Source organism: Brachyspira sp. SAP_772 (assembly GCF_009755885.1).
Taxonomy (GTDB): Bacteria; Spirochaetota; Brachyspiria; order Brachyspirales; family Brachyspiraceae; genus Brachyspira.
Map to the genome: position 1 here is coordinate 177,935 of NZ_VYIX01000001.1, position 25,024 is coordinate 202,958.

Consider the following 25,024-nt stretch of genomic DNA (forward strand, 5'->3'; position numbering starts at 1 on the left):
TGCGGACTTCGTCAAAGTTTTTACTCTACAGGTACGCTTCACTAAAGTGCAAATATTTAAGTTCTTAATCTATCATTAAAAAAGTGCAATATATTATTTTTTATATGTAACAAATACAATAAAATGATGCTATATGCTTTTAGATATATTTCATAGAAATGCAGTCTTTTTGGTTCTTTTGGTCACAAAAAGAACTGGGGTGCGGGGGCTAGCCCCCGCAATAATTAAAATTAAAAAAATAAATTATGATAAACTTGAAATTTTTTGCATATAAAAAAGCGATAGGGTTTATTATAACTCTATCGCTTTAATATTTTTATCTTTATTAATTATACTTCTTTGATATATACTTTGTTCATAGTTGAGTTTACAATAGGGTTGTCATTGTGGTCTCTTTGTAAAGCAACAATCTTATCTGCAACGTCCATACCATCAACAACATTTCCCCAAACAGTATATTGTCCGTCTAAGAAAGGGCAGTCTGCTACACAAATAAAAAATTGTGAACCAGCACTGTCTGGATGCTGACTTCTAGCCATAGAGCATATTCCTCTTTTGTGTGATACATCATTAAACTCAGCTTCTATGCTAAATCCCGGGCCTCCTGTGCCATGTAAATGCCTTTTAGTAGGGTCTTTACTTGTAGGGTCGCCTCCTTGTATCATAAAGTTAGGTATTACTCTATGAAATCTAATGCCGTCATAAAAGCCCTCATTAGCTAGTTTTTTAATAGCTTCCACATGTTTAGGAGCTTTATCAGGGTAGAATTCTATTTCTATAGTACCATAATCTGTTTCTATAAATAAATGTTCCATTATTTTTCCTTTGTTATTATTTATTATTTTACATATACTTTATTCATTTTTGCAGGTGTAAGAGGGTTATCGTTTGCATCTCTTTTAAGATTAACTATCTTATCTACAACATCCATTCCATTAATAACCTCTCCCCAAACAGTATATTGTCCATCTAAAAAAGGACTATCAGCTACACAAATAAAAAATTGTGAGCCAGCACTATTAATATTCTGACTTCTTGCCATAGAGCATATTCCTCTTTTGTGAGATACATCATTAAACTCAGCAGGTATTACAAAGTCAGGGCCTCCTGTACCATGTAATGCTCTGTTAGGCTGTTTGCTTAATGGGTCTCCGCCTTGTATCATAAAACCAGGTATTACTCTATGAAAAAGTGTGCCGTTATAAAAACCTTGATTTGCTAATTTTTTAATAGCTTCTACATGTTTAGGAGCTTTCTCAGGGTAGAATGCTATTTCTATAGTACCGTAATTGGTTTCTATAAACAAATGCTCTTTAGATGTTTGCGGCTTCTGTGCCAATAATACTGCTGTAAATACTATTACCGCTAATAATGATAATAAAATAACTTTTGTTTTTTTTAACATTAAATTTTGTTTCCTCTCTTCTTATATTATTTATTTTATATCTTTTATATTACCATACTGCTTATTAGAGTCATAAGTGCCGTCTCTTGTTTCTCCTTTAAGACTAGGTATTAATAATATTTGTCCGCCTATTATAATGTTAGGGTCTTTTATTTTGTCTTTATTAGCTTCGTATATTTTTCTCCACAAATTGCCATCACCATATATGAAGTCATAAGAAGCTATTTTCCATAATGAATCAGTACCAACTCTTCTATATTGAACTTTATAATATTTAGGGAATAGTACTCCTGATGTTTCTACTATAGTTATCTCTTCATTATTATTGTATTCAGCACCGCTATACATAGCATTAACCATCTCTATTACTAGTTTTGAATTAAATAATGAATTAGCAAAATCTTCACCATCTAATGCTTGTTTAGCAAATATTAATGTTGTTGATGCTTGATTATAATTAGTCATTTTTGTTTCATTATATCCATCTTCTTTAGCTTTGTTTAAAGATTCTTCTGCTTTTGCATAAGCTAAAGGAGCTTCAAGCATGTCTAATATATTCATTGCTTGACTAGCATTAGATGAAGCATCATTATAATTATTTTCTTTAGATAATGCTACAGCTTTATCTCTTAAATCTATTATATTATTATCATTACTGTCTGCGTTAGTGAGCACACCTTCATTAATGAGATAATCTCTTCTTAAACCTATTGTTACCAAATCATAACCTAATTTAGATTTTAAAGAAGAATCAGTATATTTTGTTATAGAGTTGCTGTAGTCTGTATCATTAGTAGCAGCATCAAATATAGTGTTTCCAGCTTCATAGTCCATTACAGAGCCTTCATAAAGGTTAATAGAAGATTCATTAGTATCTCCTCCAACTCCTCTAAGTAAAGCTAAGTTTCTCTCAGCATATCTTTGAGCATTTAAAACTAATCCATATACTCCAAACTTAGCTATAACCTTATCTGAATATTCTTTACTTTGTTTAGAAAACTCAATACTCTGATTATAATCACCAGCATTATGAGCCTCTATAGCTAATTCTCTATATCTTTGTGCTAATTGATAATCTTCACTGTCTTTTATATTTTCATTATTTATATTATTATTAGTGTCTTGTCCATAAATTAAATAACAAGCTGCAAAAAGAATTAATAATGCTTTTTTCATAATAAAACTCCATATTAATTATTAGTAGAATTTTCTAAATCTTCTATTTGTTTAATTTTATCATCAGCCTCTTGAATTCCTTTAAGGCTATTATCAAATTGTTCTTTTGTATTAAAGAAAGCTTTACTATGATAATCTCTAGTTTTAAGGAAAGAATCAACAGCAAGTTCATAATTGTTTGTGCTTAAAGCTGATAAAGCATTAATATAGTTTAATTCAGCAAGTTCATAATTTTCTTTATCAACTATATAAGCTTTAATATCTTTAGAATATATTCTATTTCTTGAAGTTTCAGTTTTTAATTCTTCAGCATATACAGGCAAACCTTCATTTAAAACAACCAAATATGCATTTGAAGCAGTAGTAAGTAACTCTTTTACAGTATCAGGTTCTTTGTTTTCATCTATAAGTATAGTTGCCTCTGCAAAGCTTGATTCAGCTATATCAAATTGTTCTTTAGAATAGTTTTGAAGCTCATATTTAATTGTTTTATCTCTTAAAGTAGAAGCATCTTTATACTCTTTAAGCGGCATAGATGCTCCGCAAGATACTATAACATATAAAATAGAAGTAAGTATTGTTATGTGTTTGATTGCTTTCATAATATTATACTCCGAAAAACTACAATATTTTATTGTTCTAATATAATATCACAAAAGATAAAAGTCAATAGTCTATTATAATATAATATAATTTTACAATAAAAAAAGCACTGATAATAAAAACTATCAATGCTTTAATATTTATAGTAGATAAGTTTATAGTAAACCTAATCTGCGTTCTTTTTTGATTTTTCTTTTCATTCTTTTAAGAGCTTTTTCTCTTTGAAGTTTTTTCTCAAGAGAAGGTTTTTTGTAGAATTGTTTTTCTTTTAATTCTTGTAAGATACCTTCGTTTTCACAAGCTCTTCTAAATCTTTTAATAACGCTTTCAACTGGTTCACCTTCATTAGCGAAAATACGTACCAATTAACTCACCTGCCTTTTGATTAAAGTTATTAGCGGCGAAGGGACTTGAACCCCTGACACTGCGGATATGAGCCGCATGCTCTAACCACCTGAGCCACGCCGCCAAATAAAAAGTTTAAGCCTTTTATTATTGGCTATTAGCGGGGGCAGGACTTGAACCTACGGCCTTTGGGTTATGAGCCCAACGAGCTACCAACTGCTCCACCCCGCGATGTACAAATATTGATATGCATATTATACTATTTATTAAAAAAGTCAAGTATTTTTTTATAGTGAAATTATTTCATTTTTTTCTACTATTATCTTAAATATTAACAGTTGTAAACAATATATAAAAATTATATAAAAATTTACTTATTAATAATAACTTGACAATACTTATATCTTAAATTATAATTGCCTTAAATAATTTTAAGAGGTTTTAATCTATGTCAAAAGAATCCTATAAAGATAGAATGGAAAAGGCTATTAATAGTTTACAAAATGATTTGAAAGGTATTAGAACAGGAAGAGCAAATGCTTCTATATTAGATGGTGTAAAGGTAGAGGCTTATGGCAGCAGTATGCCGCTTAAACAAGTGGGCAACGTTTCTACTCCTGATGCAAAAACTATAATGATACAGCCTTTCGATAAAGCGTTGGTAGGAGACATAGAAAAGGCTATATTAAAAGCTGATTTGGGTTTCAATCCTTTTAATGACGGCGGCAATATTAGAATAATGGTTCCTGAACTTACTAAAGAGAGAAGAGAGGAATTAAAAAAAGGTGTTAGACATAGAGGCGAAGAAGCTAAAATAGCTATTCGTAATATAAGAAGAGATGAAAATGATATTATAAAAAAAGAACTCAAAGAGAAAGCTATTACTGAAGATGAATCTAAAAATCTTGAGAAAAAAATACAAAACGATACAGACAGCTATATCAAAAAAGTTGATGAATTAGTTAGTTCAAAAGAAAAAGAATTAGACAAAATATAATTATGATGACAGAAAAGGATAATAAAGTTCCTTCACATGTTGCAATAATTATGGACGGTAATGGCAGATGGGCTAAAGCTCGCAACAAATCCAGAAGTTTTGGACATAGGGCTGGAAGCGAAAATGTTATTAATATAGTAGAGGCATGCTGCGAACTTAATATTAAATATTTAACACTCTATGCTTTTTCTACAGAGAATTGGAAAAGACCAGAAGAAGAAAAAAAGGCGTTATTTAAACTTCTTAAAGAATTCTACAAAAAAGAAATTAAAAGGCTTATTTCAAATAATATTTTAGTAAAACATATAGGTGATATTTCCAAATTTCCAAAAGATACTATAAAAACTATAGAAGAAACAGAAAAAGAGACTTTAGAAAAATGCCAAAATCCAATGCTTACAGTTGTATTAGCATTAAATTATGGTTTTAGAGATGAGCTTAAAACTGCTATAAAAAATATGTATTCTGATGTATTAGCAAATAAAATTAATATAGAAGATATTGATGAGAATTCTATAGGAAATTATTTATATACAAAAGATATACCAGACCCAGATTTTCTAATAAGAACTTCGGGAGAGCATAGATTAAGTAATTTTTTAATGTATCAGGCATCATACAGTGAATTATATTTTACTGATATATTATGGCCTGATTTTTCTAAAGAGAATTTTAAAAAAGCTATAGAAGAATATTCAAACAGAAACAGAAGGTATGGAGGCTTATAAAAAATGAAGGGAAGACTTATATCTGTAGCATTAACTTTACCATTATTTACTATTATTTTGCTTTACAATAGAGTTATTTTTCTCTTTCATGCTTTGATATTAGCTATTTCTATAATAAGCACATTAGAAATATTTAATATGGCTAAGGTTTATAGGCAGAAGAATTTTAGAACTGTTGTTACTACAATAGCAGCTATGGTTTTAGGATATATTATCACTATATGCGGAAACAATATACTTCATGGTGATTTTTCTCGTCTTTATAAGTTTACTCAAATAAATAGTATTTCTATGAATCTATCGCTTGTTATGGTATTTGCTTTAATAGCGGCTCTTTTTATAATTAATATGTTTAAGGTAAATGTTTCTACTTTTGAAGAGAGGGGTAGGGCAATACTTACTGCTGTATTTTGTTTTATATATGTTGGACTTGGGGTGTGGCATATATCTTTAATGCGTTTTATGCCTAGCGGAAAATATTATATTGTATTTATATTATTATGTGCTTGGCTTAGCGATACGGGCGGATATGCGATTGGAAGAAAATTTGGAAAGCATAAACTTTCAAATAGTGCTTCTCCAAATAAAAGTTATGAAGGTTTAGTGGGTATGTTTTTGTTTACAATACCTACATCTATAATTTATTATTATTTATATTCAAATGGATATTTAAGTTTATTGCTTGGTAAAGATATACCTACATTTTCTCTATTACAAATAATATGGCTTACTGTAATATTTACATTAACAGGTTTTCTTGGAGACATGGGAGAGAGCTTAATTAAAAGAATGTATGACACAAAAGATTCTAGCAAATTGTTTCCCGGTCATGGGGGTGTGTTTGATATATTTGATAGTGTAATATTAACAGCACCTATATCCTATTATATTATAATAATATTATTAAATTAATTATTCTTTTTTGATTTGTCTTCGCTAGTTGCTATATCATAAAAATATAGGCCTAATATTGTTTGCAAAGGAAACATTGTTATAGCTTCAACAAATAAACTAATTCTTCTTATAATGTATATAATATCTTTTTTCAAAATGAATACGTTTAATATATAAAGTATTTTTATAGCGGCAAAACATAACATTATTAATAGAATAACAAAAAAGGCAATAGTATTTGGTGCAGGAAGCAAGCTTATATATTTTGGAGTTTCATTATTGTTGGCATTATATATAAATAAAAATATTCCAAAAATATATATAAAAGCAAATATGGCATCTAATATCACAGTTATAATAGTTGCTTTTTTGAAAGATATTTCTGGATACAACGCTTTTCCGCAAGATTTACATTGTTTGGCATATTTATCATTAACAGTTTTACAGTATTTACATTTTACAATTTTAGCCATAATTTTATTTTCTCTCCATGCCTGTAAGTTATTGCTATATAATATTTTTATTTAAAGAAATTGTCAACTATTATGATTGCTTTAGTACAAATTTTAAAAGATAATTACACACTTGCAAATATTATAAAAAAATGTTAAATATATTTATTCATGAAAATAAAAGTCTTAAAAAGAAAAAACATATTAGCTATATTTTTAATAGTTTTGATTTTGTTTATTAACTCATGTGACACTTTTGACTTGTATTTACGAAAGGGTTTGGATGGTGTTAATCTTTATGAGCTTACAGTTTATGGGGAGGCACTTGGAAGCGATATTAAAGTAGTAGAGCTTAGGGGATTTAATGTTGATGATTTTCGTACGGAGAGAGTTTCTTATTATTTGGATAGATATCAGGGAAGCTGGCGTCCTCATATGCAAAAGATTATTGACAGGGCACAGATATATTTGCCTTATATAAAACAAGTATTTGCAGAAAAGGGTGTGCCTGAAGATTTAGCTTATTTACCTATAATAGAGAGTAGTTTTTATCCTCAGGCTGTTTCACATGCGGGGGCTGCGGGGCTTTGGCAGTTTATGCCTATGACGGGAGCTATATACAATTTAAAAGTTAATTATTGGTCTGATGACAGGTTTGACCCAGAGCGTTCTACTAAGGCTGCGGCTGAGCATTTGATGAGGCTTGATGAAAATTTTAAATCTTGGGTTATTGCATTAATAGCATATAATGCAGGAGGGGGAAGAATATCTAGGGCTATTAGGCAGGTTAAAAGCAATAATTTTTATGATTTGCTTAGAGCTAAGGTGCTTCCTAAAGAAACTGAAGAGTATATACCTAAATATGTAGCCTCTGTTATTATAGCAAAAAATCCAGAGAAGTTTGGATTTAAGATTAACAAACCAAAAGTAGTTTTTCCAGAGGGTGATTTGGTTTATGTTGATGATGCGGCTGATTTATCTATAATAGCAGATATGATAGAAGCTGAAACAGAAGATTTAAAAGCACTTAATCCGCATTTATCAAGAGGTGTAACTCCTCCGGGTATGGTGCGTTATCCTTTAAGAATACCTGAGGGAAAAGAACAATTATTTTATGATACTTTCGGTAAGATTCCTGCTTCAGAGAGGGTTACATTTAGAAGACATGAAGTAAAAATGAATGAAACACTTTCGCATTTATCTAGATTTTATAATGTGCCTATGCAGGCTATTGTTGAGATAAACAAATTAAAATCAAAAAATTTAAACATAGGTCAGCAGGTGATGATTCCTATTCAAGGGCTTGATAATGCTAAGCAGGTGGATTTGGCTCAATATGAAGAAGAGCAAGAGAGAATAAGAGAAGGTAAATTCGTATATTTTGAATCTTTGCCTCCGCCTGATTATGAGTATAAAGATATAATGTATCATATAAGGGCAGGAGATACACTCTGGATTATAGCAAGAAAGTTTAATGTGGATGTTGCTGAAATTAAGGCTTGGAACAAACTTACAAGTAATGTGCTTTCTATAGGAAGTGAAATATTTTTGAGAATACCTGTAGATAAATAATTATTAATTTTAAAAAATCATTTATATTACAATCAACATTAAGATAAATACTAATATGTAATTTTTATATTGAATAAAAATAATAGCTAAAAAATATTTCTTTATTATGATATTCTTAATAATAAATTATATATTCTCTTGACTATGGCTATATTTTTTGTATAATATAATCGTATAAAATATATTAATATAGGAGTTTTATTATGGTAGAATTAGATAAAGATACTTTTGATGAGAAGGTTATTAATTCAAAAGAATTATGCCTAGTTGATTATTTCGGCGATACTTGTGAGCCTTGTAAAGCATTAATGCCTCATGTTCATGAATTAGCTAAACAATATGAAGGCAAAGTACCTTTCTATTCTTTTAATACTTCTAAAGCAAGAAGATTAGCTATTCGTGAAAAGATTTTAGGACTTCCTACTATTGCCATTTATAAAGACGGTGCTAAAGTAAAAGAAGTAACTAAAGAAGAAGCTACTATTGAAAATATTAAAGCTATGGTTGATAGTATGCTATAATTTTTTTAGTTTGCTTAAATAAAAAAGGCTCTATTATTTTTAATAAAGCCTTTTTTGTTTTAACGATTAAAAAATTATTATTATCTAAAGTTTACAAATTGCAAAGGTATAGGATAATCTTTTCCCTTTAGCATAGTGATTACTGCTTGCAAATCATCTTTTTTAGCACCAGATACTCTTACTTGCTCATCTTGTATACTTGCCTGAACTTTTAATTTCATGTCTTTTATATCTTTTACTATTTCTTTGGCTAAATCTTTATCTATACCATTAACTATTTCATTTATCTCTCTTACAGCATCGCCGCTTGCTTTTTCTTTTTTCTTTTCTCTTAAACTTTTTTGATTTAAGCCCCTTTTAATAAACTTCTGAAATAAAATATCTTTTACTTGATTAAGTACAAACTCTGCAGGTGCTGTTATGGTTACAGTTTTTTCACCTTTATTTAGTTCTATTGTGATGTTTTGACCTTTAAAATCGAATCTATTGCTTATTTCCTTTACAGCAACATTAACACAATCGTCCATAACCTGCATATCTACTACTGAAACTATATCAAAGCTTGGATCTTTTGGCATAAACCCCTCCTATAATTATTATTTATTTTTTAAAACTTTATTATAAAGTTTTTTGTATTCTAAAGCAGTTTTTAAAAGCGAATAATCTTTTTTCATAGCATTATCTACAAGATTATCGAAATGATTTTTATTATTATAATATAAATCGAACGCTAAGTCCATAGCTTCTACAAATGACTTTTGAGAGTATTCATTAAATGAAAAACCAGTTGCCTTTTTTATTGTCTTAGCTCCGTTGTAATTTATAACTGTATCTTTAAGCCCGCCTACAGAATGCACTATTGGGAGGCTTCCATATTTCATGCTGTATATTTGATTAAGTCCGCAAGGTTCAAATTTACTAGGCATTAAATATATATCACTTGCTGCTGTTAGCTTATGTGCTAATGCTTCATCAAATAAAAATAACACTCTTATATTTTTTGCTCTCTTTACTCTCGCTACAAAATCATTCTCAAAATCTTTAAAATAATTATTACTGCTAAATAAAAATATAAAATTAGCATCATAAGTAGAAAGTTCAAAGAAAGATGAATATATTAAATCAAGCCCCTTTTGAGGGTCGAATCTTGATATCATGGTAACTAATGGATAATTTTTTTCTTTTATTTTTAATTCTTTATATAAAGCATTTCTTATTAATTTCTTATTTTCTTTCGTGTTTATATCATAATTATGTTTTATATATTTATCTGTTTTTGGATTCCATTGAGTGTCATGCATTCCGTTTAATACGCCGAATAATTTTCCTTGTTCATTTTTGTTTAAAAGTAAATTGTTTAATCCGCATCCGAACTCTTCTGTTTGTATCTCTTTGGCATAATTTGGGCTTACTGTTGTTACTACATCTGAAAGTATAATGCCTGCCTTTATAAAGCTTACATATCCATAAAACTCTATTCTGCTTGGTATAAAATATTTCCAAGAGATATTGAGAAGTGAGTATATATCTGTATTAAAATTGCCTTGATAGGCTAGGTTATGAATAGTAAATATTACTTTTGTGTTTTTAAAAGCTTCTTCGGTGTTGTATATTTCTTTTATATAGAGTGCCGCTAATGCACTTTGCCAATCATGTAAATGAACTATGTCTAATTTAATATTTTCTTTTTTGTGTAGATACATTAATAATTCTATGGCACTCTTAGTAAAAGCTATAAATCTTTTTGCATTATCTTCATAATCTTTAGAGTCTTCTGAATATATACCGTTTCTTTTAAACAAAAAATCATTCTTTACAAAATAAACGTCAATATTATTATGTTTATGTTTAATAATTTCTGTTTGTATTGTTTCTGATCCAAGCTTTATATCAAATGTGGTATATATGTTATTGTTTATTAGTTTATAATTATCTTTATAAAGCGGTATGATTAAAGAACTATTAACATTTACTTGTTTTAAAGCATGCGGAAGATTTCCTGCAATATCTCCTAAGCCTCCAGTTTTTGAAAATGGATAGGCTTCACTTGAAATCATAAATACATTCATAAATAATAATCTCTTTTAAAATATATTTATAATATATTTATATACCTTTTAACTCTAAAAATCAACTGTTAAAAATTACATATGTTGTTTTTTTTATTATTCTATTTTTAAAACTCTTTTTACAACATCAATATTTGTTATAATAAAACTTATAGAATTAAATATATAGTATGATGTAAATATTATAAAAAATATAAAAATAGCTCTTTTTATCATAGTTTTTGATTTGCTATCTTTATCTTCAGTCCAAAATAGTTCTATTATATCTTTTCTTTTTCTTCTTTTTATGTTTTTATTTTTTTGTATTTGTTTTATATCTTCTTTTTTATTTTCTTCTTTCTTTTTAGGTGTTAATCTAAATATTAAAGATAATACTATATATATTAAACATACCAATATTATAAAATTAAATATTAAATAAAAAGTCATGATTTGTTCTATATTACTAAAGTTTAAAGTTTCCATTGTAAATCTCCTTATGTTATAGTTTTTAAAAAGGACATGCTATAGTTTGTTTATTTTTTATATCTGTATATTCTGCCTTCCAATAATGAGGGTCATTAATTTCTATATATTTTATATTATTATAATTCTTCACTATTTTAGTAATGAAAGTTTTATTTAGAAAAATATATAAATGTTTTTCATCTCCAAACCCGCCAACAGATATTTCTCTTATTTCATTTCCAGCTTTTAATTCATTAAACAATATTTTTTCTAATTCATTACTTAATTTAGATAATTTATTATTTTTTATAATTTCATTTAATTTAATAATTTGTTCTTTAATTGTTTTTTCATTAACAATAACATGTTGTTCCAAAATAATATTCCAAAATAAATATTTTACATTATTATATATTTATTTCTTATTTTGTAAAACGTTATATTATGTTATAATTTACAAATATCAGTTAAATATGTTTTTATAAAAAAATATTAAGGAGTGAATATTATATGAGTAGTGAAAATAAATCAAATACTTTAATAGAAAGAAAAGATGTAAAAATAGAAGATACTTGGGATTTAAGTTTATTATATAAAAATGATGAAGAGTTTGAAAAAGATTTTAAATCAATGGAAGATTTTTCAAAAGAGGTGAGTAAGTTTAAAGGAAATCTATCAAAATCAGCAGCCGAATTAAAAAACATATTAGACACTATAATGAAAGCTTCTATTGTTTTGGAAAAGTTAGGCTCTTATGCATTCTTAAAACAAACAGAAGATTTAACTAATAATGATTCTAATATAAAAGTTGCAAGATTTGCAAAACTTTCTTCAGAGATATCTGCTAACATGAGTTATTTTGAGCCTGAACTTATGAGCATTGATGATGAAAAAATTAATGGCTTTTTGAAAGATGAAGTATTAAAAGATTATTTAATTTATTTAAGAAACATACTAAAATACAAGCCTCATACATTGTCAGAAAAAGAGGAGAGAATATTAGCTCTTCAAGGTGAATTATCTTCAACAGCTTCAAATGTGTTCGATACTTTAAATGATGCTGATTTAGACTTTGGTGAATTAGAACATAATGGTAAAAAAACTCCTCTTACTCATGCAACATTCTCAAGTTTTCAAGAAAGCCAAGATAGAGAAATAAGAAAAAACAGCTACAATCAATTTTATAAAGAATATGATAAACACAAAAATACATTAGCAGAACTTTATGCAAGCCAAATTAAGCAGGATATATTTGACGCTAGAATAAGAAATTATAACAGCGTACGAGAGATGGAATTATTTGCTGATGATATACCTGTGAGTGTTTATGATAGTTTAATTGAAAGTGTTCATAATGCTTTGCCTGCACTTCATAGTTACTACGAATATTGTGCTAGTAAATTAGGTATTAACGACTTTAGGCAATATGACAAATATGCCCCAGTGGTAAAAGATGTTAAGTTATATCATACGTTTGATGAGGCAATAGATGTTTTAAATAAGGCCTTATCACCACTGGGTGAAGAATATATATCAACTCTCACAAAAGGTCTTAATTCAAGATGGGTTGATAAATATGAGAATAAAGGAAAAACTAGCGGAGCATTTTCTGCGGGCTGTTACGTATCAGAGCCTTATATATTGATGAACTTCAGAGATGAAAGTATTGAATCAGTATTTACTTTAGCTCATGAGGCAGGACATAGTATGCATAGCTATTACAGCAGAAAAAATAACCCTTTCCAGCATCATGATTATACTATATTTGAAGCTGAAGTTGCCTCCACTTTCAATGAAAAACTTTTATTTAATTATCTTATGCAAAATGAAAGCAAAAAAGAAGTTAAGGCATTTTTACTCAATAAAGATATAAACGGATTTGTTGCTACAGTGTTTAGACAGACAATGTTTGCAGAGTTTGAGCATATAATCCACAAAGAAGCAGAAGACGGCAACCCTACAACATTAGAGCTTATAAGAAATGTTTATAAAGATTTACTTAAAAAATATTTTGGAGAGAAATCTGTTCTTGAAGAGACAAGCGATTTAGAGGCTTTGAGAATACCTCATTTCTATCGTTCATTTTATGTTTATAAATATGCTACAGGTATGTCAGCTGCTGTTGCTTTATCTAATGGGATACTTGAAGGCAATGCCAAAGGCGACTACACAAACAGAGACAATTATTTGAAATTCCTAAGAAGCGGAGGAAGCAGGACCCCTATAGAGAATCTAAAAGTTGCAGGTGTTGATATGACTAAGCCTGAGGTTGTAGAGAGTGCTTTAAAACTATTTGCTAAAGAGGTAGAAGAATTAAAGGCGTTAAATTGATTTGATTTATTATTAGTTTTGATTTTAAGGCTGGCATTATTTTGTATGTCGGCCTTTTATTTTATTGACAATATAATATAATATAAAGAATACATGTAAAACCTAATATGGATACAATAATGCTAAAAACTATAATCAAAAAATTTCAAGAAGATGAAAAAATCAAAACAGAATTATTCAAACATATCATATCAAAAAGAGAATCCATATTTAAGGAACTTGCTAATAAGCCTCCTTATATAAACATATTTAACTTAATTTCAATAGAAGAGCAAGAAAAATTTAATTCTCAAATGTTGTATGATATATTGAAAGTAAATATCAACAAAAATATTGACGAGTGTGATATAAAACTAAATTTCGCCAAACTGTTTATAGAATTTTTATTTAATAAATATAATGTAGAATATAAAAATAATATATTAGAGGAATGTAAATTTGAAGTAAAAAAAGAATTTCAAACGCAAAAGAATAAATTTATAGATTTGCTTATATGGGATAACAAAAAAAATTATGCTGTAATAATAGAAAATAAAGTTAATAGCGGAGATAATGGGGAAAATCAAATTGCTGATTATTATAATGATATAAAAAATAGAAAGATAAAAAATATATATGTAGTTTATCTAACAAGATATGGATACGAACCATCTGAAAATAGTTTAAATAATGAATTAAAAAATAATATAGGAAATAATCTTTTTTGTATACCTCATAGTTTTATAACTTCATGGCTTGAAAGTATTTTAGAAAGTGATATGTTTACTAAATTAATAGAAAAAGAGAAAGACTATAAAGTATTAGAATCTGCTATGATTCAATTTATTCAAAACGAAAATTATTTATCTGGAATAGAGCCTGACAATAAAGTAATTAATAATATTCTTCTTAATGATGAAAAGCTCAATGAATTATATGAAAGTATAGAAGATATTACAAAATATGATGAATATATAGAAATATATAATAATGCCGCAGATATTATAAGTGATAAAATAAGATATAAAAAATTAGAGATATTAAAAAGCAGAAAAGAAGAAGATATTAAATTTACAATATCATTGCAAGAGAAATTATTAAATAAATATAATGGAAAAATAGATGAAACAGATGAAGACACTATATATGAACATTTGTTAAACTATAATAATAACTGGTCTAATTATAAATATTTTGATAAGATTAAGACAGAGTTGTATATATTAAATACTCATGATAATATAAAATTATGTCTGTCTACATATGATGAAAATAATAAACAAAAATTATTAAAATTAGAAAATGAAATATTAGATAAAAAATTTAATAAAGATATAGAGCATAAGAAAAAACTTTTATATTCAAAAAATATAGAATTCAATAATGAAACTTTTAATGAGAAATTAGAAGAAATCTATAAAGATTATACAGAATTATATAATTTGCTTTTTAGAAGAAGATAATTTTAAGGAGATTAAAAATGACAAGAAATGAAATATTAAAAATAATAAATGAAGAAATAATGAATAAAGATGAAAATATAGATGTTGATAAGTTAGAGGAATATTTGCAATTATTTAATAGCGTGGCAGATGTTTTAAACATAAAAAAAATTGAATTAAAATTTAAAAATGAATTTCTTTTTATAGAAAATATTAAGAGTATAATGAATAAAAATAATGATTTTGTATGTGGAGAAAAAGAAAGTATAATTAATGATATACAAAATCCAAAAGAAAATAAAAGCCATAGTATTTATAAACATTATAAAAAATTTGGGGAGCTATATAATATTTTAGAAGTTGGATACAATAATGAGGGTCAGTGGTTGTTATTTGGTATTTATTATGATAATTCAGATGAAACACTTATTAGTAAAATAAAAAATAACAAATTTAGAAAAAAACTAATAGAAGAATTTCCTAATTTAGATTTACAAGAAGATTATGAGCTATATTCATATTATTGGTATATAGATGCTGAAAGATGTAATGATAATGATTATGTAAAAGAAATTGCTGATAATATGTTAAAATTGGATAATATATTAAACAGCCTATAATTAAAAATAGTTTAAAATCTAATACTTCTAAACAAATTTATAAAAGTTAAATAATTGACTATAAAACAAAATATGTTATAATATTTCAAATTATTTGCATATTTGTAAATAATAAAGTATCAATTCAAAGAGGTGTTATAATGTCAAAAATTAATTATTTAGGACAGTCTTATGACTTGTCTCATGGAGAGTCTTTATTAGACTTCCTTAAACAAAACGCAAAAAAAGATTCAAAAGATGCAGTAGCAGCAAAGTTTAATGGAACACAAGTTGACCTTACATATACGCCTGAAACAGATGGCGATTTAGAATTGATACTTAACACCACCGAAGAGGGTCTTGAAATATTAAGACACTCTACAAGCCACCTAATGGCTCAGGCAGTTAGAAGACTTTATCCTAATACTCAGGTTACTATAGGACCAGCTATTAAAGATGGTTTTTATTACGACTTTGATGCTGAGAAACCTTTTACTGAAGAGGATTTGCCAAAAATAGAAGATGAAATGAAAAAAATTGTAAAAGAAAATATTCCTGTAGTAAGAAAAGTAATGAAAAAAGATGAAGCTATAGAATATTTTAAAAAGGCAAATGAACCATATAAAGTTGAAATTATAGAAGGCATAGATGCAGATACAGTATCATTCTATGAGCAAGGTGATTTTATAGACCTTTGCAGAGGACCGCATGTACCTTCAACAGGCTATATAAAATCTTATAAACTTATGTCTGTTGCAGGAAGCTATTGGAGAGGTGACTCAAACAATAAAATGCTTTCTCGTATATATGGTACTGCTTTTGAAAGTAAAGAGGCATTAGATAAATACCTTAAAAAGCTTAAAGAGGCAAAAGAGAGAGACCATAGAAAATTAGGTAAAGAATTAAACTTATTTAGTTTCCACGATGAAGGTCCCGGTTTTCCTTTCTGGCATCCTAATGGTATGATTATTTATAAGGCAGTTGAATCATATATAAGAAATGAGAATGATAAACGCGGATATGTTGAAATTAAAACTCCTGCTATACTTAATGAAGAGTTATGGCATAGAAGCGGACACTGGGATAACTATAAAGAAAATATGTATTTTACAGAAATTGACGAAACTAAATATGCTGTAAAACCTATGAACTGTCCGGGCGGTTTGATTGTTTATAATTCTAATATACATAGTTATAGAGATTTGCCTTTAAGAGTTGCTGAGTTGGGTTTTGTACATAGACATGAGCTTTCAGGAGCTTTGCATGGACTATTTAGAGTAAGAGCCTTCACTCAAGATGATGCTCATATATTCTGTACAGAAGAGCAATTAGGCGATGAGATTATTAACACTATAGAATATTATTTATCTGTATATAAAGACTTTGGTTTTAAGGACTTTGAAATATTTGTTTCTACAAGACCTGCAAAATCAATAGGAAGTGATGAGATTTGGGAGCTTGCTACTAAATCTTTAATGAATGCCTTAGATAAACTTGGCATAAGCTATAAAGTTAATGAAGGCGATGGAGCTTTCTATGGTCCTAAAATAGACTTTAATATTAAAGATGTTCTTGACAGAAACTGGCAATGCGGTACTTTACAAGTTGACTTCTCACTTCCTATGAGATTCGAGATTAGTTATGAGGGTAAAGACGGTAAAAAACATACTCCTGTAATGCTTCACAGGGCTATACTAGGTTCGATGGAACGTTTTATAGGTATATTGGTAGAGCATTATAATGGTAAGTTCCCATTATGGTTATCTCCTATACAAGTGGCTGTTGTTAATGTTCTTAATGAAAAGCCTCAAATTGATAGAGTTCATGAAGTAGCTAAAAAGTTAAAAGAGGCTGGTTTCAGAGTAGAAATAGATGAAAGTAATGAAAATTTAGGTACTAAGATAAAAAAATATCGCTTGCAAAGAACTCCATATACAGTTATAATAGGAGCAGAGGAAGTATCTAGTGGAAAATTATCTATTAGAACACGTTCTTCACAAGAAATAAAAGATATGGATTTAACTGAGTTTATGGAAAAACTACAGCAAGAATCTAAGGAGAGAATGAATGATTCTATATTTACTACTAAATGAGGTAGCTAAATAATGGCAACAGTAAAAAAAGAAGGAGAGAGAATTAATCAGTTTATTACTGCACCAGAAGTTAGGGTAGTACATGATGAGAAAGGCAGCCTTGGTATTATGAGCATAAAAGAAGCTTTAGCATTGGCCAAGGAAGAGGGTTCAGATTTAGTAGAGATAGTTCCTACAGCAGAACCTCCTGTTTGTAAGATTATCAATTATGGTAAGTATAAATTTGATATTCAAAAGAAGAGTAAAGAAGCTAAGAAAAAACAGAAGTCAGTTCAGCTTAAAGAAATCAAGATGCGTCCGCAAATAAGCATACATGATTACAACTTTAAGATGAAACATATTCGTGAGTTCTTAGATGAAGGCAATAAGGTAAAAATTACAATAATGTTTAGAGGCCGTGAGATGGCTCATACAGAGTTTGGTTATGACCTTATTAATAAAATTATACAGGATTTGGAAAATGAAGCTTCTACAGAAAAGCCTGCTAAATTAGAAGGTAAAAATCTTTCTGCAGTGCTTAATCCAATGAAAGTAAAAAAGACTTCTTCTGATTCTGAAGTAGCTTCTAAAAAAGAAGCTTCAGCTAATACTGAAGAGTAAGTAAATATAATTAATTTTTTAAGCCCACTAACTACTTTGTACTTATCATACGAGTAGATTGAGCATATAGTAAATATAATTTTTAAAGGATATTAGTTTATGAAACAAAAGTTAAAAACAAAAAGCGGTGCTAAAAAACGTTTTAGATTTTCTAAGACAGGTAAAGTAAAATTTGCTCATGCATTTGGTAGCCACAAATTCTTAAATAAAAGACCTGACACTAAAAGAAAGTATCGTAAAGCAAAAATAGCTGATGATACTAATATGTTAGAGATGCCAAGATTAATGCCTTATGGCAGATAATAAAAGGAGACTAAAATGAGAGCAGTTAGCGGAATAGTAAGAAAGAAAAAAGTTAAAAAAATATTAAAAATGGCTAAGGGTTATTATGGTTCTCATAGCAAGCAAACAAAGCAGGCTAAAGAGGCTGTAATAAGAGGCTTAAAATATGCTTATCGTGATAGAAGACAGAAAAAGAGAATGATGAGAAGATTATGGACTCTTCGTATCAATGCTGCATGCAGACCTTTAGGTATATCTTACAGTAAGTTTATTAATGGTCTTAAAAAAGCTAATGTTTTAATAGATAGAAAAGCTTTATCTAATTTAGCTATTGATGATTATAAAGCGTTTGAGGCTGTTGTTGAAGTAGCTAAAAAAGCACTTGCTTAAAATAAAATAAAGAATTAAAAAATATTTACAATATGTACCCGCTGTAATCTTTAATAGGTTGCAGCGGTTTTTTATGTATTATAACTTATATACAAAATAAAGCCCCATAATTATATTACAGGGCTTTTTTATTAATTATTTTATTATCTTAATTATTAAGTACAAGACTCACAAACTTCTTCAAGTTCAAAATTAGACTTAGGTGTTTTCATATAATAAAGTGTTTTAAGCCCCAAATCCATAGCGTACTGAATATCGTCCCACAGCTCTTTTGCAGAATCTGGTTTTACATAATAGAGATTTAAAGATTGTGATTGATCTATATATCTTTGTCTTATGGCAGCAAGTTCTATTATAGTTTTTGCTGGTATATCCCAACATCTTTCATAATATTCTCTATTTTTCTTCAAATTTGGTGCTAGGCTAGGGAGAGTTTGTATACCTTCTTCTACGAAAAATAAATCTACTATAGGCTCTATACTCTCTGTAGCAGATACACTTTTACCAGAAGTTGCAGTTGGTGCTATTGCTCCATGGAATGAAAACCTTACTCCATAATTTTTTATATTTTCTGCAAGTTTATCCCATTTCTCCATATCTATATCAAATTTCAAATTAGAGCTTTTACTTAAAAGTGAAATATGCACAGGAGTTTTTCCTTCTCTCCATTTAGATTCATTAAATGTTTTATAAGGTCCTCTTTCTTTTGCCAATATATTAGAAGCTTCATATATATGATAATATAAATCTTCAAATATTTTATTTGTAAACTCCAATGCCTCTTTATCAGTATATCTTAATTTGTTTGATGCTAATAAATTGGCGTAATTAATAACTCCTATACCAATGGGTCTATTTTTCTTGTTTGCAATCTCACCTTCTTTTACAGGATAAAACTGACTGTCTATAATATTATCGCATCCTCTTAAAAGAGTGTAGCAAAATGATTTTTTCTTCTCCGCACTAAAATTCACCCAAGACATTAAGTTTACAGATACCAAGTTACATATACCAATCTCACCGCTTTTCTTTCTCTGTACTATCTCATAGCTTCCATCTTCATTAACAACATATTTCTCTTCTATTAATTTAGAAGGAAAAGAAGGAATTACTATCTCCTGACAAAGATTAGAAGCCCCTACAAATTTATTAACCATATTCTGTTCGTTAATATTATCTACAAATGTGAGATATAAATTACCAGTTTCTTGTCTTACTTTTAATATTTGAAATAGTAAATCTTTTGCTTTAATTCTCTTTTTTCTAATAGAAGACTTACTTTCATAATATATATAAGCTACATCAAATTTTGCCCCAAACTCTTCATTAAGCAGCGGAGTCTCCTTAGGGTCAAATAATGTAATATATTCATCTTTATTAACACGTTCTCTTAATATATTACTTATTCTAATAGAGTAAACTAATTTTCTAGCCCTAGTATCTTCTGTTCCACCCGCATCTTTAAGCATAATAAGGTCTAATACATCTAAATGCCACCAAGGGAAAGTGATAACACAAGCCCCTTTTCTTACTCCCCCCTGATTGAATGAGGATATTGTCTGTTCTGTTCTTTTAATAAAAGGTACAGGCCCATCAGAACGCCCTCTATTGCTTTGTATAGTAGAGCCTGAAGCCCTTATATATGATGCATCATAAGCTATACCACCAGAAAACTTTGAATATAATGCCATGTTTCCATCGGTTTGATTTAAACTCCAAGTATCATCGTCTGGAGTGTTTAATATACAGCTTGCTAATTGTGCTCTTATAGACATGCTATTTGCTATTCTTGGTGTTGCAAATGTTACCTCATGTTTAGAGAGCATATCATAAGTTCTTTTTATATATTTTAATCTATCAGCTTTAGTTTTTTCAACTATATCTTTATTAGTTCCTTTATAGAAATCATCATAAAAAGAAAACATAGCAGCAACCATATAGGTTATCTGAGGAAGTTCTAACTTTTTGCTTCCTATATTTTTACAATACTTTCTATAAAATATAGCTAATCCTTTATATGTAAAGAGTAAATCTCTATCTGGAACTATCATAGAGTTAATTTTATCAAGCTCTTTATCTGAAAATAATGATACTATATTTTTATCGTATACTTTATGTTTAACGCCTTTTTTTAAGAAAGTTTTTATATGAGGGTAGCTCCCAGTCTTTTTTAATTTGCAGGTTTCTTTATATATCTTCATAAGATACAACTTCTCTGCTATAGTATCATAAGAAGGATATAATGGACTTATTTTATTTACAGCTGTATTTATTAGCTCATCATATAGAACTTCTATTTTCATTCTATCGTTTATTTTTATGTTTAGTCCCTCTAACAATGCATTAGTAAAGCCTTCTTTTCCGTCTGTAGCCCAGTTAATAACTTTTTTTAATTTTTCCTCATTAAATGGTTCTTCTCTGCCGTCTCTTTTGATAATAATATGCTTTTTATCTTTGGTAAGTTCTATCATAGTAAATTAACCCTATTAACCTTATATTATAAATCGTTTTTTAATGCACCTTTTTGATAAGAGGTGTTTGTTGTCTCTTGAAGTGCTGCATTTTGTTTGTTAATATCTCTATATGCATTAAACCAATCTATAATATCAGATTTAGGCTCTTTTAAATATTCCGTTTCTACTCCCAAATCTTTTAATCTTACACCAGCCCAATATTTTATGAAATGTTCACTTACAGAAGAGTTTATACCAGCAACTTCTTTTCCATCAAATAGATATTTTGCCCATTTTATCTCTTCATTAACAGTAAACTCAGTCATTTCTTTAGCCATATCATTATACCAACCGCTGTCAAATAACTCTTTAAAGCCTTGATTAGCGTCTTTTCTTAATATGCTTATAACATTCTTACCAGTTGGTACATGAGTATTAAGTTCATCATGTGCTATTAATTTAATAGTTTTTGTAAAACCAGTAATTGCATCGTTGTAGCTATTATTGATTGTAAATGTTACTAAAAATGAAAATGGAAATTTTACACTTTCAAGCAAATATATACCAGTTATAAGCTTTAATACAGCCTTTTTTTTCTCTTCAAGAGTAGCATTGCTATTTTCTATATTACATAAATCATCAACACAGGCAAAAAGCTCAACTTCTTTTTCCATTCTATGCTTTACAAACTCATCATTATAAACTAAATCTAAAGTTTCAGTAGCTAAATGCCCAAAAACTTCAGAAAGTCCATAAGAATAGCTCTCAGCATGTATAACTTCTTCTATTGCTATTCTAGAATAAAGAATAGACCATATAGAACTTGTAACTATTCTATTTAATATTGATGAAAAACCGCTTGTAACGCCGCTGTCCATTAGAGTTTGATATGCTATATTAAGCTTAAAAGCCCTTTGAGCGTCTTCAGGAAGAGAAGAGAATCTTGTTTTGTCAGATTTATAGTCAACTTCCTTTGAAAACCATGTGTTTCCTTCACTAGCTTCTTTTAATTTTCTTGCTATTTCATGGCTTACAGAATCTATTCTTATATAGTGCCCAAAATCTCCAAAAAATATTCTTTCATTTTCAAGATTAGGTTTTTTTTCTATATCTATTACTTTCATTGATCTTATACCCCTCTTTATATTTGTTGTTGTCTTATTATAATTTTACTTAAAAAATTGTCAAATTTATTTTTTTATAAATTTATATGAAATTATGCTAAAAAAATGGAAGTTTATAAAAAAGAAAATTATTTTTTGTTATATTTATAATAATAGGCTATGTTTTTATATAACTTTTAGGCTATTTTTAAACTAAAAATATTAGCTTAAAAAATATAGTTTATATTTTGAAAAAAAATCACAAGTTTGTAAAACGTTTACAACATACTTTTAATAATATTATTAAAAGATTTTAAATTGTGTTTATTATAAATTTATAATTAATTAAAGTTTAGTAATTTAAAATATAAATAATAATGAACTTAAATAAAATAATATTCAAGTCCATTATCATTTTTTATTTAATCTTTTATTTTTGAAGCCATTATATTAGCTACAATAGAGCCTGATATATTATGCCATACGCTAAATATTGCTCCCGGTACAGTTGCAAGTGCCATTGATGCAAAATGAGTTGCTGCTAAAGAAGTTGCAAGCCCTGAGTTTTGCATACCTACTTCTATTGATACAGCTTTACATTTAGCATTGTTAAGTCTAAATAGTTTAGCAAGTATATAACCAAGCAAATATCCCAAACAATTATGAAGCATAACTACTATTATAACTAAATAACCAACTTGCATTAATCTTTGTGAATTTGCTGATACTACAGCAGCTACTATTGCTACAATTGCAAGTACTGATATTAAAGGAAGTATTTCTTTTATGTTGTTTGTAAACTTATAAAAGAATTTATTTATTATAAAACCTAAGAATATAGGAAGTATAACAACCTGCACTATTGATATAAACATGCTTACAGCATTAACATCAACTTTTTGTCCAGCATATAGTAAAGTGAGCAGAGGAGTCGCAAAAGGAGCAAGTATTGTAGATACAGAAGTCATACCCACAGATAAAGCAACATCACCTTTAGCCAAATATGTCATAACATTTGAGGAAGTACCACCCGGACAGGTACCTACAAGTATAACTCCTACAGCAAGTTCTGCAGGAAGCTTAAAAATAATAGAAAGTAAAAATGCAAGTAAAGGCATTATTGTGAATTGTGCTATTGCACCTATGATTATGTCTTTTGGTCTTGTGAACACCACTTTAAAATCTTCAAGTTTTAATGTAAGTCCCATACCAAACATTACTATCATCAAGAGATAATTAACATAACTTGTTTTTATAAAGCTTACTGTTTTTGGAAAGAACAATGATACAGCCGCTACTATCAATACTATTATAGCCATATACTTACCAAAGAAATTACTGATTTGTTTTAATGTCTTCATTTTTTATCCTTTTTTTAAATATTGTTTATTATTGAACTCTTCTAAATCAATGATAGCTTTTAATATCATTTTTTTATCGACTTTGTATGGGCTTATATTTAAATCTTTACCCGTAAGAGCTGTATCTAATGCCATATTAAGTTCTTCATCATCTAAACTTGCTTTATTTATACCTACGTCTTTTAAACATGTTGGAAGAGAAATAGATTTATTAAAATTAAAAATATTTTCTCTTGCCTCATATTGCTTGTCCATTGTAAGAAGCAGTAATACACCATATGATACTAATTCACCATGAAGTAATTTTTCTCCTATTCTTTTTATTTTTCTTAGTCCGCTATACATACCATGTGCTAAAGATATATGATAATCATCTTTTGCTATTACTGATGTTAATCCTGTTGTATATATTATATGAAGTATTACTCTTTTTAAGGTATCTGTTAGTTTTTTATTTCTAAAATCGTTTATAGCTTCTGAATAATGTTTTAATATATCATTAGAACAGTTTTTTATTATTTCAATGCCTAAGAAATTTCTGTAATTTAAACTTTCATTTCTTGTAGAAAATAATGCTTCATATTGTTTAGATAATGCATTTCCTATACCAGCTATAAAATAATTTTCGGGAGAGTTTAATATAATGTCAGTATTAATAAATGTATGCAAAGGAGGTCTTTTTTCATTAAACATTTTTTTAAAACTTCCATCATTATTATAAACAACTGAAACTCCAGTTACAGCAGCACAATTTGAAGCTAATGTAGGGAATGTAAATATAGGCTTATTTATAGTATGTGCTAAAACTTTTGATGTGTCTAATGCCTTTCCTCCTCCTACTGCAAATATCATATCAGCTTCTATTACCGCTTTCTTATCTTTAAGTAAATCAATATTTTCAAAAGTTGATTTTTCTCCATAATGAAACATTCCTGTTATCTCTATGTCTTTTATATTATTTAATATTGATTCTATAGATGCTTGAATAGATTTTTTACCAGATATTATAACAGCTTTTTTCCCATAATTTGAACATATATGATATACATCTTTATAAGCGTCACTTCCTATACTAAAGTTAGGCAGAAATAAATTTTCTAAACTCATTTTTTATCCTTTATTATTATAAAATTATAAATAAATTATTTTTTAAGAGATAAAAAAGAATAAGTAATAAATTAA

General features: G+C 28.1%; 26 protein-coding genes and 2 tRNA genes. 12 read left to right on the forward strand and 16 right to left on the reverse strand.

All coding sequences use genetic code 11. The features are described 5' to 3' along the window. Positions 1-329 precede the first annotated feature (329 nt). The 7 genes from GQX97_RS00715 to GQX97_RS00745 form a co-directional block, all read right to left on the reverse strand. A complete protein-coding gene (locus tag GQX97_RS00715; RefSeq protein ID WP_157150056.1) occupies positions 330-815 on the reverse strand; it encodes a peptidylprolyl isomerase in 486 nt (161 codons plus the stop codon). A 23-nt stretch (positions 816-838) separates the two neighbouring features. Then, positions 839-1,405 (reverse strand): peptidylprolyl isomerase, encoded by a 567-nt coding sequence (locus tag GQX97_RS00720; RefSeq protein WP_157150057.1) that lies wholly within the window; start codon positions 1,403-1,405, stop codon positions 839-841. Positions 1,406-1,435: 30 nt separating this feature from the next. After that, entirely contained in the window at positions 1,436-2,581 is a 1,146-nt protein-coding gene (locus GQX97_RS00725; RefSeq protein ID WP_157150058.1) for a LysM peptidoglycan-binding domain-containing protein, read from the reverse strand. A gap of 14 nt (positions 2,582-2,595) precedes the next feature. Continuing rightward, positions 2,596-3,183 (reverse strand): hypothetical protein, encoded by a 588-nt coding sequence (locus GQX97_RS00730; protein WP_157150059.1) that lies wholly within the window; start codon positions 3,181-3,183, stop codon positions 2,596-2,598. A 156-nt stretch (positions 3,184-3,339) separates the two neighbouring features. Further along, on the reverse strand, positions 3,340-3,549 hold the full coding sequence (rpsU, locus tag GQX97_RS00735) for a 30S ribosomal protein S21 (protein WP_013243482.1): 210 nt from the start codon (positions 3,547-3,549) through the stop codon (positions 3,340-3,342). Between the two features lie 30 nt (positions 3,550-3,579). Next, positions 3,580-3,653, reverse strand: a tRNA-Met gene (locus tag GQX97_RS00740). A 34-nt stretch (positions 3,654-3,687) separates the two neighbouring features. Continuing rightward, positions 3,688-3,760 (reverse strand) — tRNA-Met (locus tag GQX97_RS00745). A gap of 217 nt (positions 3,761-3,977) precedes the next feature. Here GQX97_RS00745 and frr point away from each other — a divergent pair. Genes frr through GQX97_RS00760 form a run of 3 tightly spaced genes read left to right on the forward strand, consistent with a single transcriptional unit; the run spans position 3,978 to position 6,166 of the window. Beyond that, positions 3,978-4,526 (forward strand): ribosome recycling factor, encoded by a 549-nt coding sequence (gene frr / locus GQX97_RS00750; protein WP_157150060.1) that lies wholly within the window; start codon positions 3,978-3,980, stop codon positions 4,524-4,526. A 2-nt stretch (positions 4,527-4,528) separates the two neighbouring features. Beyond that, entirely contained in the window at positions 4,529-5,254 is a 726-nt protein-coding gene (locus GQX97_RS00755) for an isoprenyl transferase (protein WP_157150061.1), read from the forward strand. Between the two features lie 3 nt (positions 5,255-5,257). Continuing rightward, positions 5,258-6,166: a phosphatidate cytidylyltransferase gene (locus GQX97_RS00760; protein ID WP_157150062.1), complete on the forward strand. Its 909-nt coding sequence runs from the start codon at positions 5,258-5,260 to the stop codon at positions 6,164-6,166. Here GQX97_RS00760 and GQX97_RS00765 read toward each other — a convergent pair. Further along, positions 6,163-6,621 (reverse strand): hypothetical protein, encoded by a 459-nt coding sequence (locus GQX97_RS00765; RefSeq protein ID WP_157150063.1) that lies wholly within the window; start codon positions 6,619-6,621, stop codon positions 6,163-6,165. The genes GQX97_RS00760 and GQX97_RS00765 overlap by 4 nt on opposite strands. A gap of 150 nt (positions 6,622-6,771) precedes the next feature. Here GQX97_RS00765 and GQX97_RS00770 point away from each other — a divergent pair, with 150 nt between their 5' ends. Together GQX97_RS00770 and trxA are read left to right on the forward strand one after the other, a co-directional pair. Further along, the gene (locus tag GQX97_RS00770; RefSeq protein WP_157150064.1) at positions 6,772-8,172 is read left to right on the forward strand and encodes a lytic transglycosylase domain-containing protein; all 1,401 of its coding nucleotides are present in this window, start codon (positions 6,772-6,774) and stop codon (positions 8,170-8,172) included. Between the two features lie 203 nt (positions 8,173-8,375). Further along, positions 8,376-8,693 carry a thioredoxin TrxA gene (gene trxA / locus GQX97_RS00775; protein ID WP_013243476.1) on the forward strand — a complete coding sequence of 106 codons (318 nt, stop codon included), beginning with the start codon at positions 8,376-8,378 and terminating at the stop codon, positions 8,691-8,693. Between the two features lie 80 nt (positions 8,694-8,773). Here the strand turns inward: trxA and GQX97_RS00780 are convergent, their stop codons facing one another. The 4 genes from GQX97_RS00780 to GQX97_RS00795 all read right to left on the reverse strand — a co-directional run bounded on the left by GQX97_RS00780 (position 8,774) and on the right by GQX97_RS00795 (position 11,585). After that, entirely contained in the window at positions 8,774-9,271 is a 498-nt protein-coding gene (locus GQX97_RS00780) for a YajQ family cyclic di-GMP-binding protein (protein ID WP_013243475.1), read from the reverse strand. Positions 9,272-9,289: 18 nt separating this feature from the next. Continuing rightward, the gene (locus GQX97_RS00785; protein WP_157150065.1) at positions 9,290-10,762 is read right to left on the reverse strand and encodes a glycogen synthase; all 1,473 of its coding nucleotides are present in this window, start codon (positions 10,760-10,762) and stop codon (positions 9,290-9,292) included. Between the two features lie 96 nt (positions 10,763-10,858). Next, positions 10,859-11,227: a hypothetical protein gene (locus GQX97_RS00790; RefSeq protein WP_157150066.1), complete on the reverse strand. Its 369-nt coding sequence runs from the start codon at positions 11,225-11,227 to the stop codon at positions 10,859-10,861. A gap of 25 nt (positions 11,228-11,252) precedes the next feature. Further along, a complete protein-coding gene (locus GQX97_RS00795) occupies positions 11,253-11,585 on the reverse strand; it encodes a hypothetical protein (protein WP_157150067.1) in 333 nt (110 codons plus the stop codon). A gap of 134 nt (positions 11,586-11,719) precedes the next feature. On the opposite strand from GQX97_RS00795, the gene pepF reads away from it, so the two are divergent. From pepF to rplT, 7 genes are all read left to right on the forward strand, one after another. Continuing rightward, positions 11,720-13,540 (forward strand): oligoendopeptidase F, encoded by a 1,821-nt coding sequence (gene pepF, locus GQX97_RS00800; protein ID WP_157150068.1) that lies wholly within the window; start codon positions 11,720-11,722, stop codon positions 13,538-13,540. 119 nt (positions 13,541-13,659) lie between these two features. Then, positions 13,660-14,982, forward strand: a complete 1,323-nt coding sequence (locus GQX97_RS00805; RefSeq protein WP_157150069.1) for a PD-(D/E)XK nuclease family protein — start codon at positions 13,660-13,662, stop codon at positions 14,980-14,982. Positions 14,983-14,999: 17 nt separating this feature from the next. Further along, positions 15,000-15,581 (forward strand): hypothetical protein, encoded by a 582-nt coding sequence (locus GQX97_RS00810; protein ID WP_157150070.1) that lies wholly within the window; start codon positions 15,000-15,002, stop codon positions 15,579-15,581. A 140-nt stretch (positions 15,582-15,721) separates the two neighbouring features. Further along, positions 15,722-17,653, forward strand: coding sequence for a threonine--tRNA ligase (thrS, locus tag GQX97_RS00815; RefSeq protein WP_157150071.1), 1,932 nt, complete (start codon positions 15,722-15,724; stop codon positions 17,651-17,653). A gap of 12 nt (positions 17,654-17,665) precedes the next feature. Then, complete coding sequence (gene infC / locus GQX97_RS00820; RefSeq protein ID WP_157150072.1) at positions 17,666-18,253, forward strand: translation initiation factor IF-3; 588 nt, start codon at positions 17,666-17,668, stop codon at positions 18,251-18,253. Positions 18,254-18,352: 99 nt separating this feature from the next. Beyond that, positions 18,353-18,556: a 50S ribosomal protein L35 gene (rpmI, locus tag GQX97_RS00825; RefSeq protein ID WP_157150073.1), complete on the forward strand. Its 204-nt coding sequence runs from the start codon at positions 18,353-18,355 to the stop codon at positions 18,554-18,556. Positions 18,557-18,571: 15 nt separating this feature from the next. Then, positions 18,572-18,925, forward strand: a complete 354-nt coding sequence (rplT, locus tag GQX97_RS00830) for a 50S ribosomal protein L20 (RefSeq protein ID WP_013243468.1) — start codon at positions 18,572-18,574, stop codon at positions 18,923-18,925. Positions 18,926-19,080: 155 nt separating this feature from the next. On the opposite strand, the gene GQX97_RS00835 is transcribed toward rplT, so the two are convergent. The 4 genes from GQX97_RS00835 to GQX97_RS00850 all read right to left on the reverse strand — a co-directional run bounded on the left by GQX97_RS00835 (position 19,081) and on the right by GQX97_RS00850 (position 24,949). Next, on the reverse strand, positions 19,081-21,396 hold the full coding sequence (locus GQX97_RS00835) for a ribonucleoside-diphosphate reductase subunit alpha (protein ID WP_157150074.1): 2,316 nt from the start codon (positions 21,394-21,396) through the stop codon (positions 19,081-19,083). A gap of 26 nt (positions 21,397-21,422) precedes the next feature. Beyond that, on the reverse strand, positions 21,423-22,502 hold the full coding sequence (locus GQX97_RS00840; protein ID WP_157150075.1) for a ribonucleotide-diphosphate reductase subunit beta: 1,080 nt from the start codon (positions 22,500-22,502) through the stop codon (positions 21,423-21,425). A gap of 401 nt (positions 22,503-22,903) precedes the next feature. Beyond that, the gene (locus tag GQX97_RS00845; RefSeq protein ID WP_157150076.1) at positions 22,904-23,842 is read right to left on the reverse strand and encodes a bile acid:sodium symporter family protein; all 939 of its coding nucleotides are present in this window, start codon (positions 23,840-23,842) and stop codon (positions 22,904-22,906) included. A gap of 3 nt (positions 23,843-23,845) precedes the next feature. Continuing rightward, a complete protein-coding gene (locus tag GQX97_RS00850) occupies positions 23,846-24,949 on the reverse strand; it encodes an iron-containing alcohol dehydrogenase family protein (RefSeq protein ID WP_157150077.1) in 1,104 nt (367 codons plus the stop codon). Positions 24,950-25,024 lie beyond the last annotated feature (75 nt).

Excerpts from the sequence above, each read along its gene's own strand:
- GQX97_RS00840 (WP_157150075.1), bottom strand. The coding sequence starts at position 22,502 with ATGAAAGTAATAGATATAGAAAAAAAACCTAATCTTGAAAATGAAAGA.
- GQX97_RS00760 (WP_157150062.1), top strand. The coding sequence starts at position 5,258 with ATGAAGGGAAGACTTATATCTGTAGCATTAACTTTACCATTATTTACT.
- GQX97_RS00715 (WP_157150056.1), bottom strand. The coding sequence starts at position 815 with ATGGAACATTTATTTATAGAAACAGATTATGGTACTATAGAAATAGAA.
- rplT (WP_013243468.1), top strand. The coding sequence starts at position 18,572 with ATGAGAGCAGTTAGCGGAATAGTAAGAAAGAAAAAAGTTAAAAAAATA.
- GQX97_RS00765 (WP_157150063.1), bottom strand. The coding sequence starts at position 6,621 with ATGGCTAAAATTGTAAAATGTAAATACTGTAAAACTGTTAATGATAAA.
- trxA (WP_013243476.1), top strand. The coding sequence starts at position 8,376 with ATGGTAGAATTAGATAAAGATACTTTTGATGAGAAGGTTATTAATTCA.
- pepF (WP_157150068.1), top strand. The coding sequence starts at position 11,720 with ATGAGTAGTGAAAATAAATCAAATACTTTAATAGAAAGAAAAGATGTA.
- GQX97_RS00785 (WP_157150065.1), bottom strand. The coding sequence starts at position 10,762 with ATGAATGTATTTATGATTTCAAGTGAAGCCTATCCATTTTCAAAAACT.
- GQX97_RS00790 (WP_157150066.1), bottom strand. The coding sequence starts at position 11,227 with ATGGAAACTTTAAACTTTAGTAATATAGAACAAATCATGACTTTTTAT.
- GQX97_RS00730 (WP_157150059.1), bottom strand. The coding sequence starts at position 3,183 with ATGAAAGCAATCAAACACATAACAATACTTACTTCTATTTTATATGTT.
- thrS (WP_157150071.1), top strand. The coding sequence starts at position 15,722 with ATGTCAAAAATTAATTATTTAGGACAGTCTTATGACTTGTCTCATGGA.
- infC (WP_157150072.1), top strand. The coding sequence starts at position 17,666 with ATGGCAACAGTAAAAAAAGAAGGAGAGAGAATTAATCAGTTTATTACT.
- GQX97_RS00845 (WP_157150076.1), bottom strand. The coding sequence starts at position 23,842 with ATGAAGACATTAAAACAAATCAGTAATTTCTTTGGTAAGTATATGGCT.
- frr (WP_157150060.1), top strand. The coding sequence starts at position 3,978 with ATGTCAAAAGAATCCTATAAAGATAGAATGGAAAAGGCTATTAATAGT.
- GQX97_RS00850 (WP_157150077.1), bottom strand. The coding sequence starts at position 24,949 with ATGAGTTTAGAAAATTTATTTCTGCCTAACTTTAGTATAGGAAGTGAC.
- GQX97_RS00720 (WP_157150057.1), bottom strand. The coding sequence starts at position 1,405 with ATGTTAAAAAAAACAAAAGTTATTTTATTATCATTATTAGCGGTAATA.
- rpmI (WP_157150073.1), top strand. The coding sequence starts at position 18,353 with ATGAAACAAAAGTTAAAAACAAAAAGCGGTGCTAAAAAACGTTTTAGA.
- GQX97_RS00780 (WP_013243475.1), bottom strand. The coding sequence starts at position 9,271 with ATGCCAAAAGATCCAAGCTTTGATATAGTTTCAGTAGTAGATATGCAG.
- GQX97_RS00810 (WP_157150070.1), top strand. The coding sequence starts at position 15,000 with ATGACAAGAAATGAAATATTAAAAATAATAAATGAAGAAATAATGAAT.
- GQX97_RS00725 (WP_157150058.1), bottom strand. The coding sequence starts at position 2,581 with ATGAAAAAAGCATTATTAATTCTTTTTGCAGCTTGTTATTTAATTTAT.
- GQX97_RS00835 (WP_157150074.1), bottom strand. The coding sequence starts at position 21,396 with ATGATAGAACTTACCAAAGATAAAAAGCATATTATTATCAAAAGAGAC.
- GQX97_RS00755 (WP_157150061.1), top strand. The coding sequence starts at position 4,529 with ATGATGACAGAAAAGGATAATAAAGTTCCTTCACATGTTGCAATAATT.
- GQX97_RS00770 (WP_157150064.1), top strand. The coding sequence starts at position 6,772 with ATGAAAATAAAAGTCTTAAAAAGAAAAAACATATTAGCTATATTTTTA.
- GQX97_RS00805 (WP_157150069.1), top strand. The coding sequence starts at position 13,660 with ATGCTAAAAACTATAATCAAAAAATTTCAAGAAGATGAAAAAATCAAA.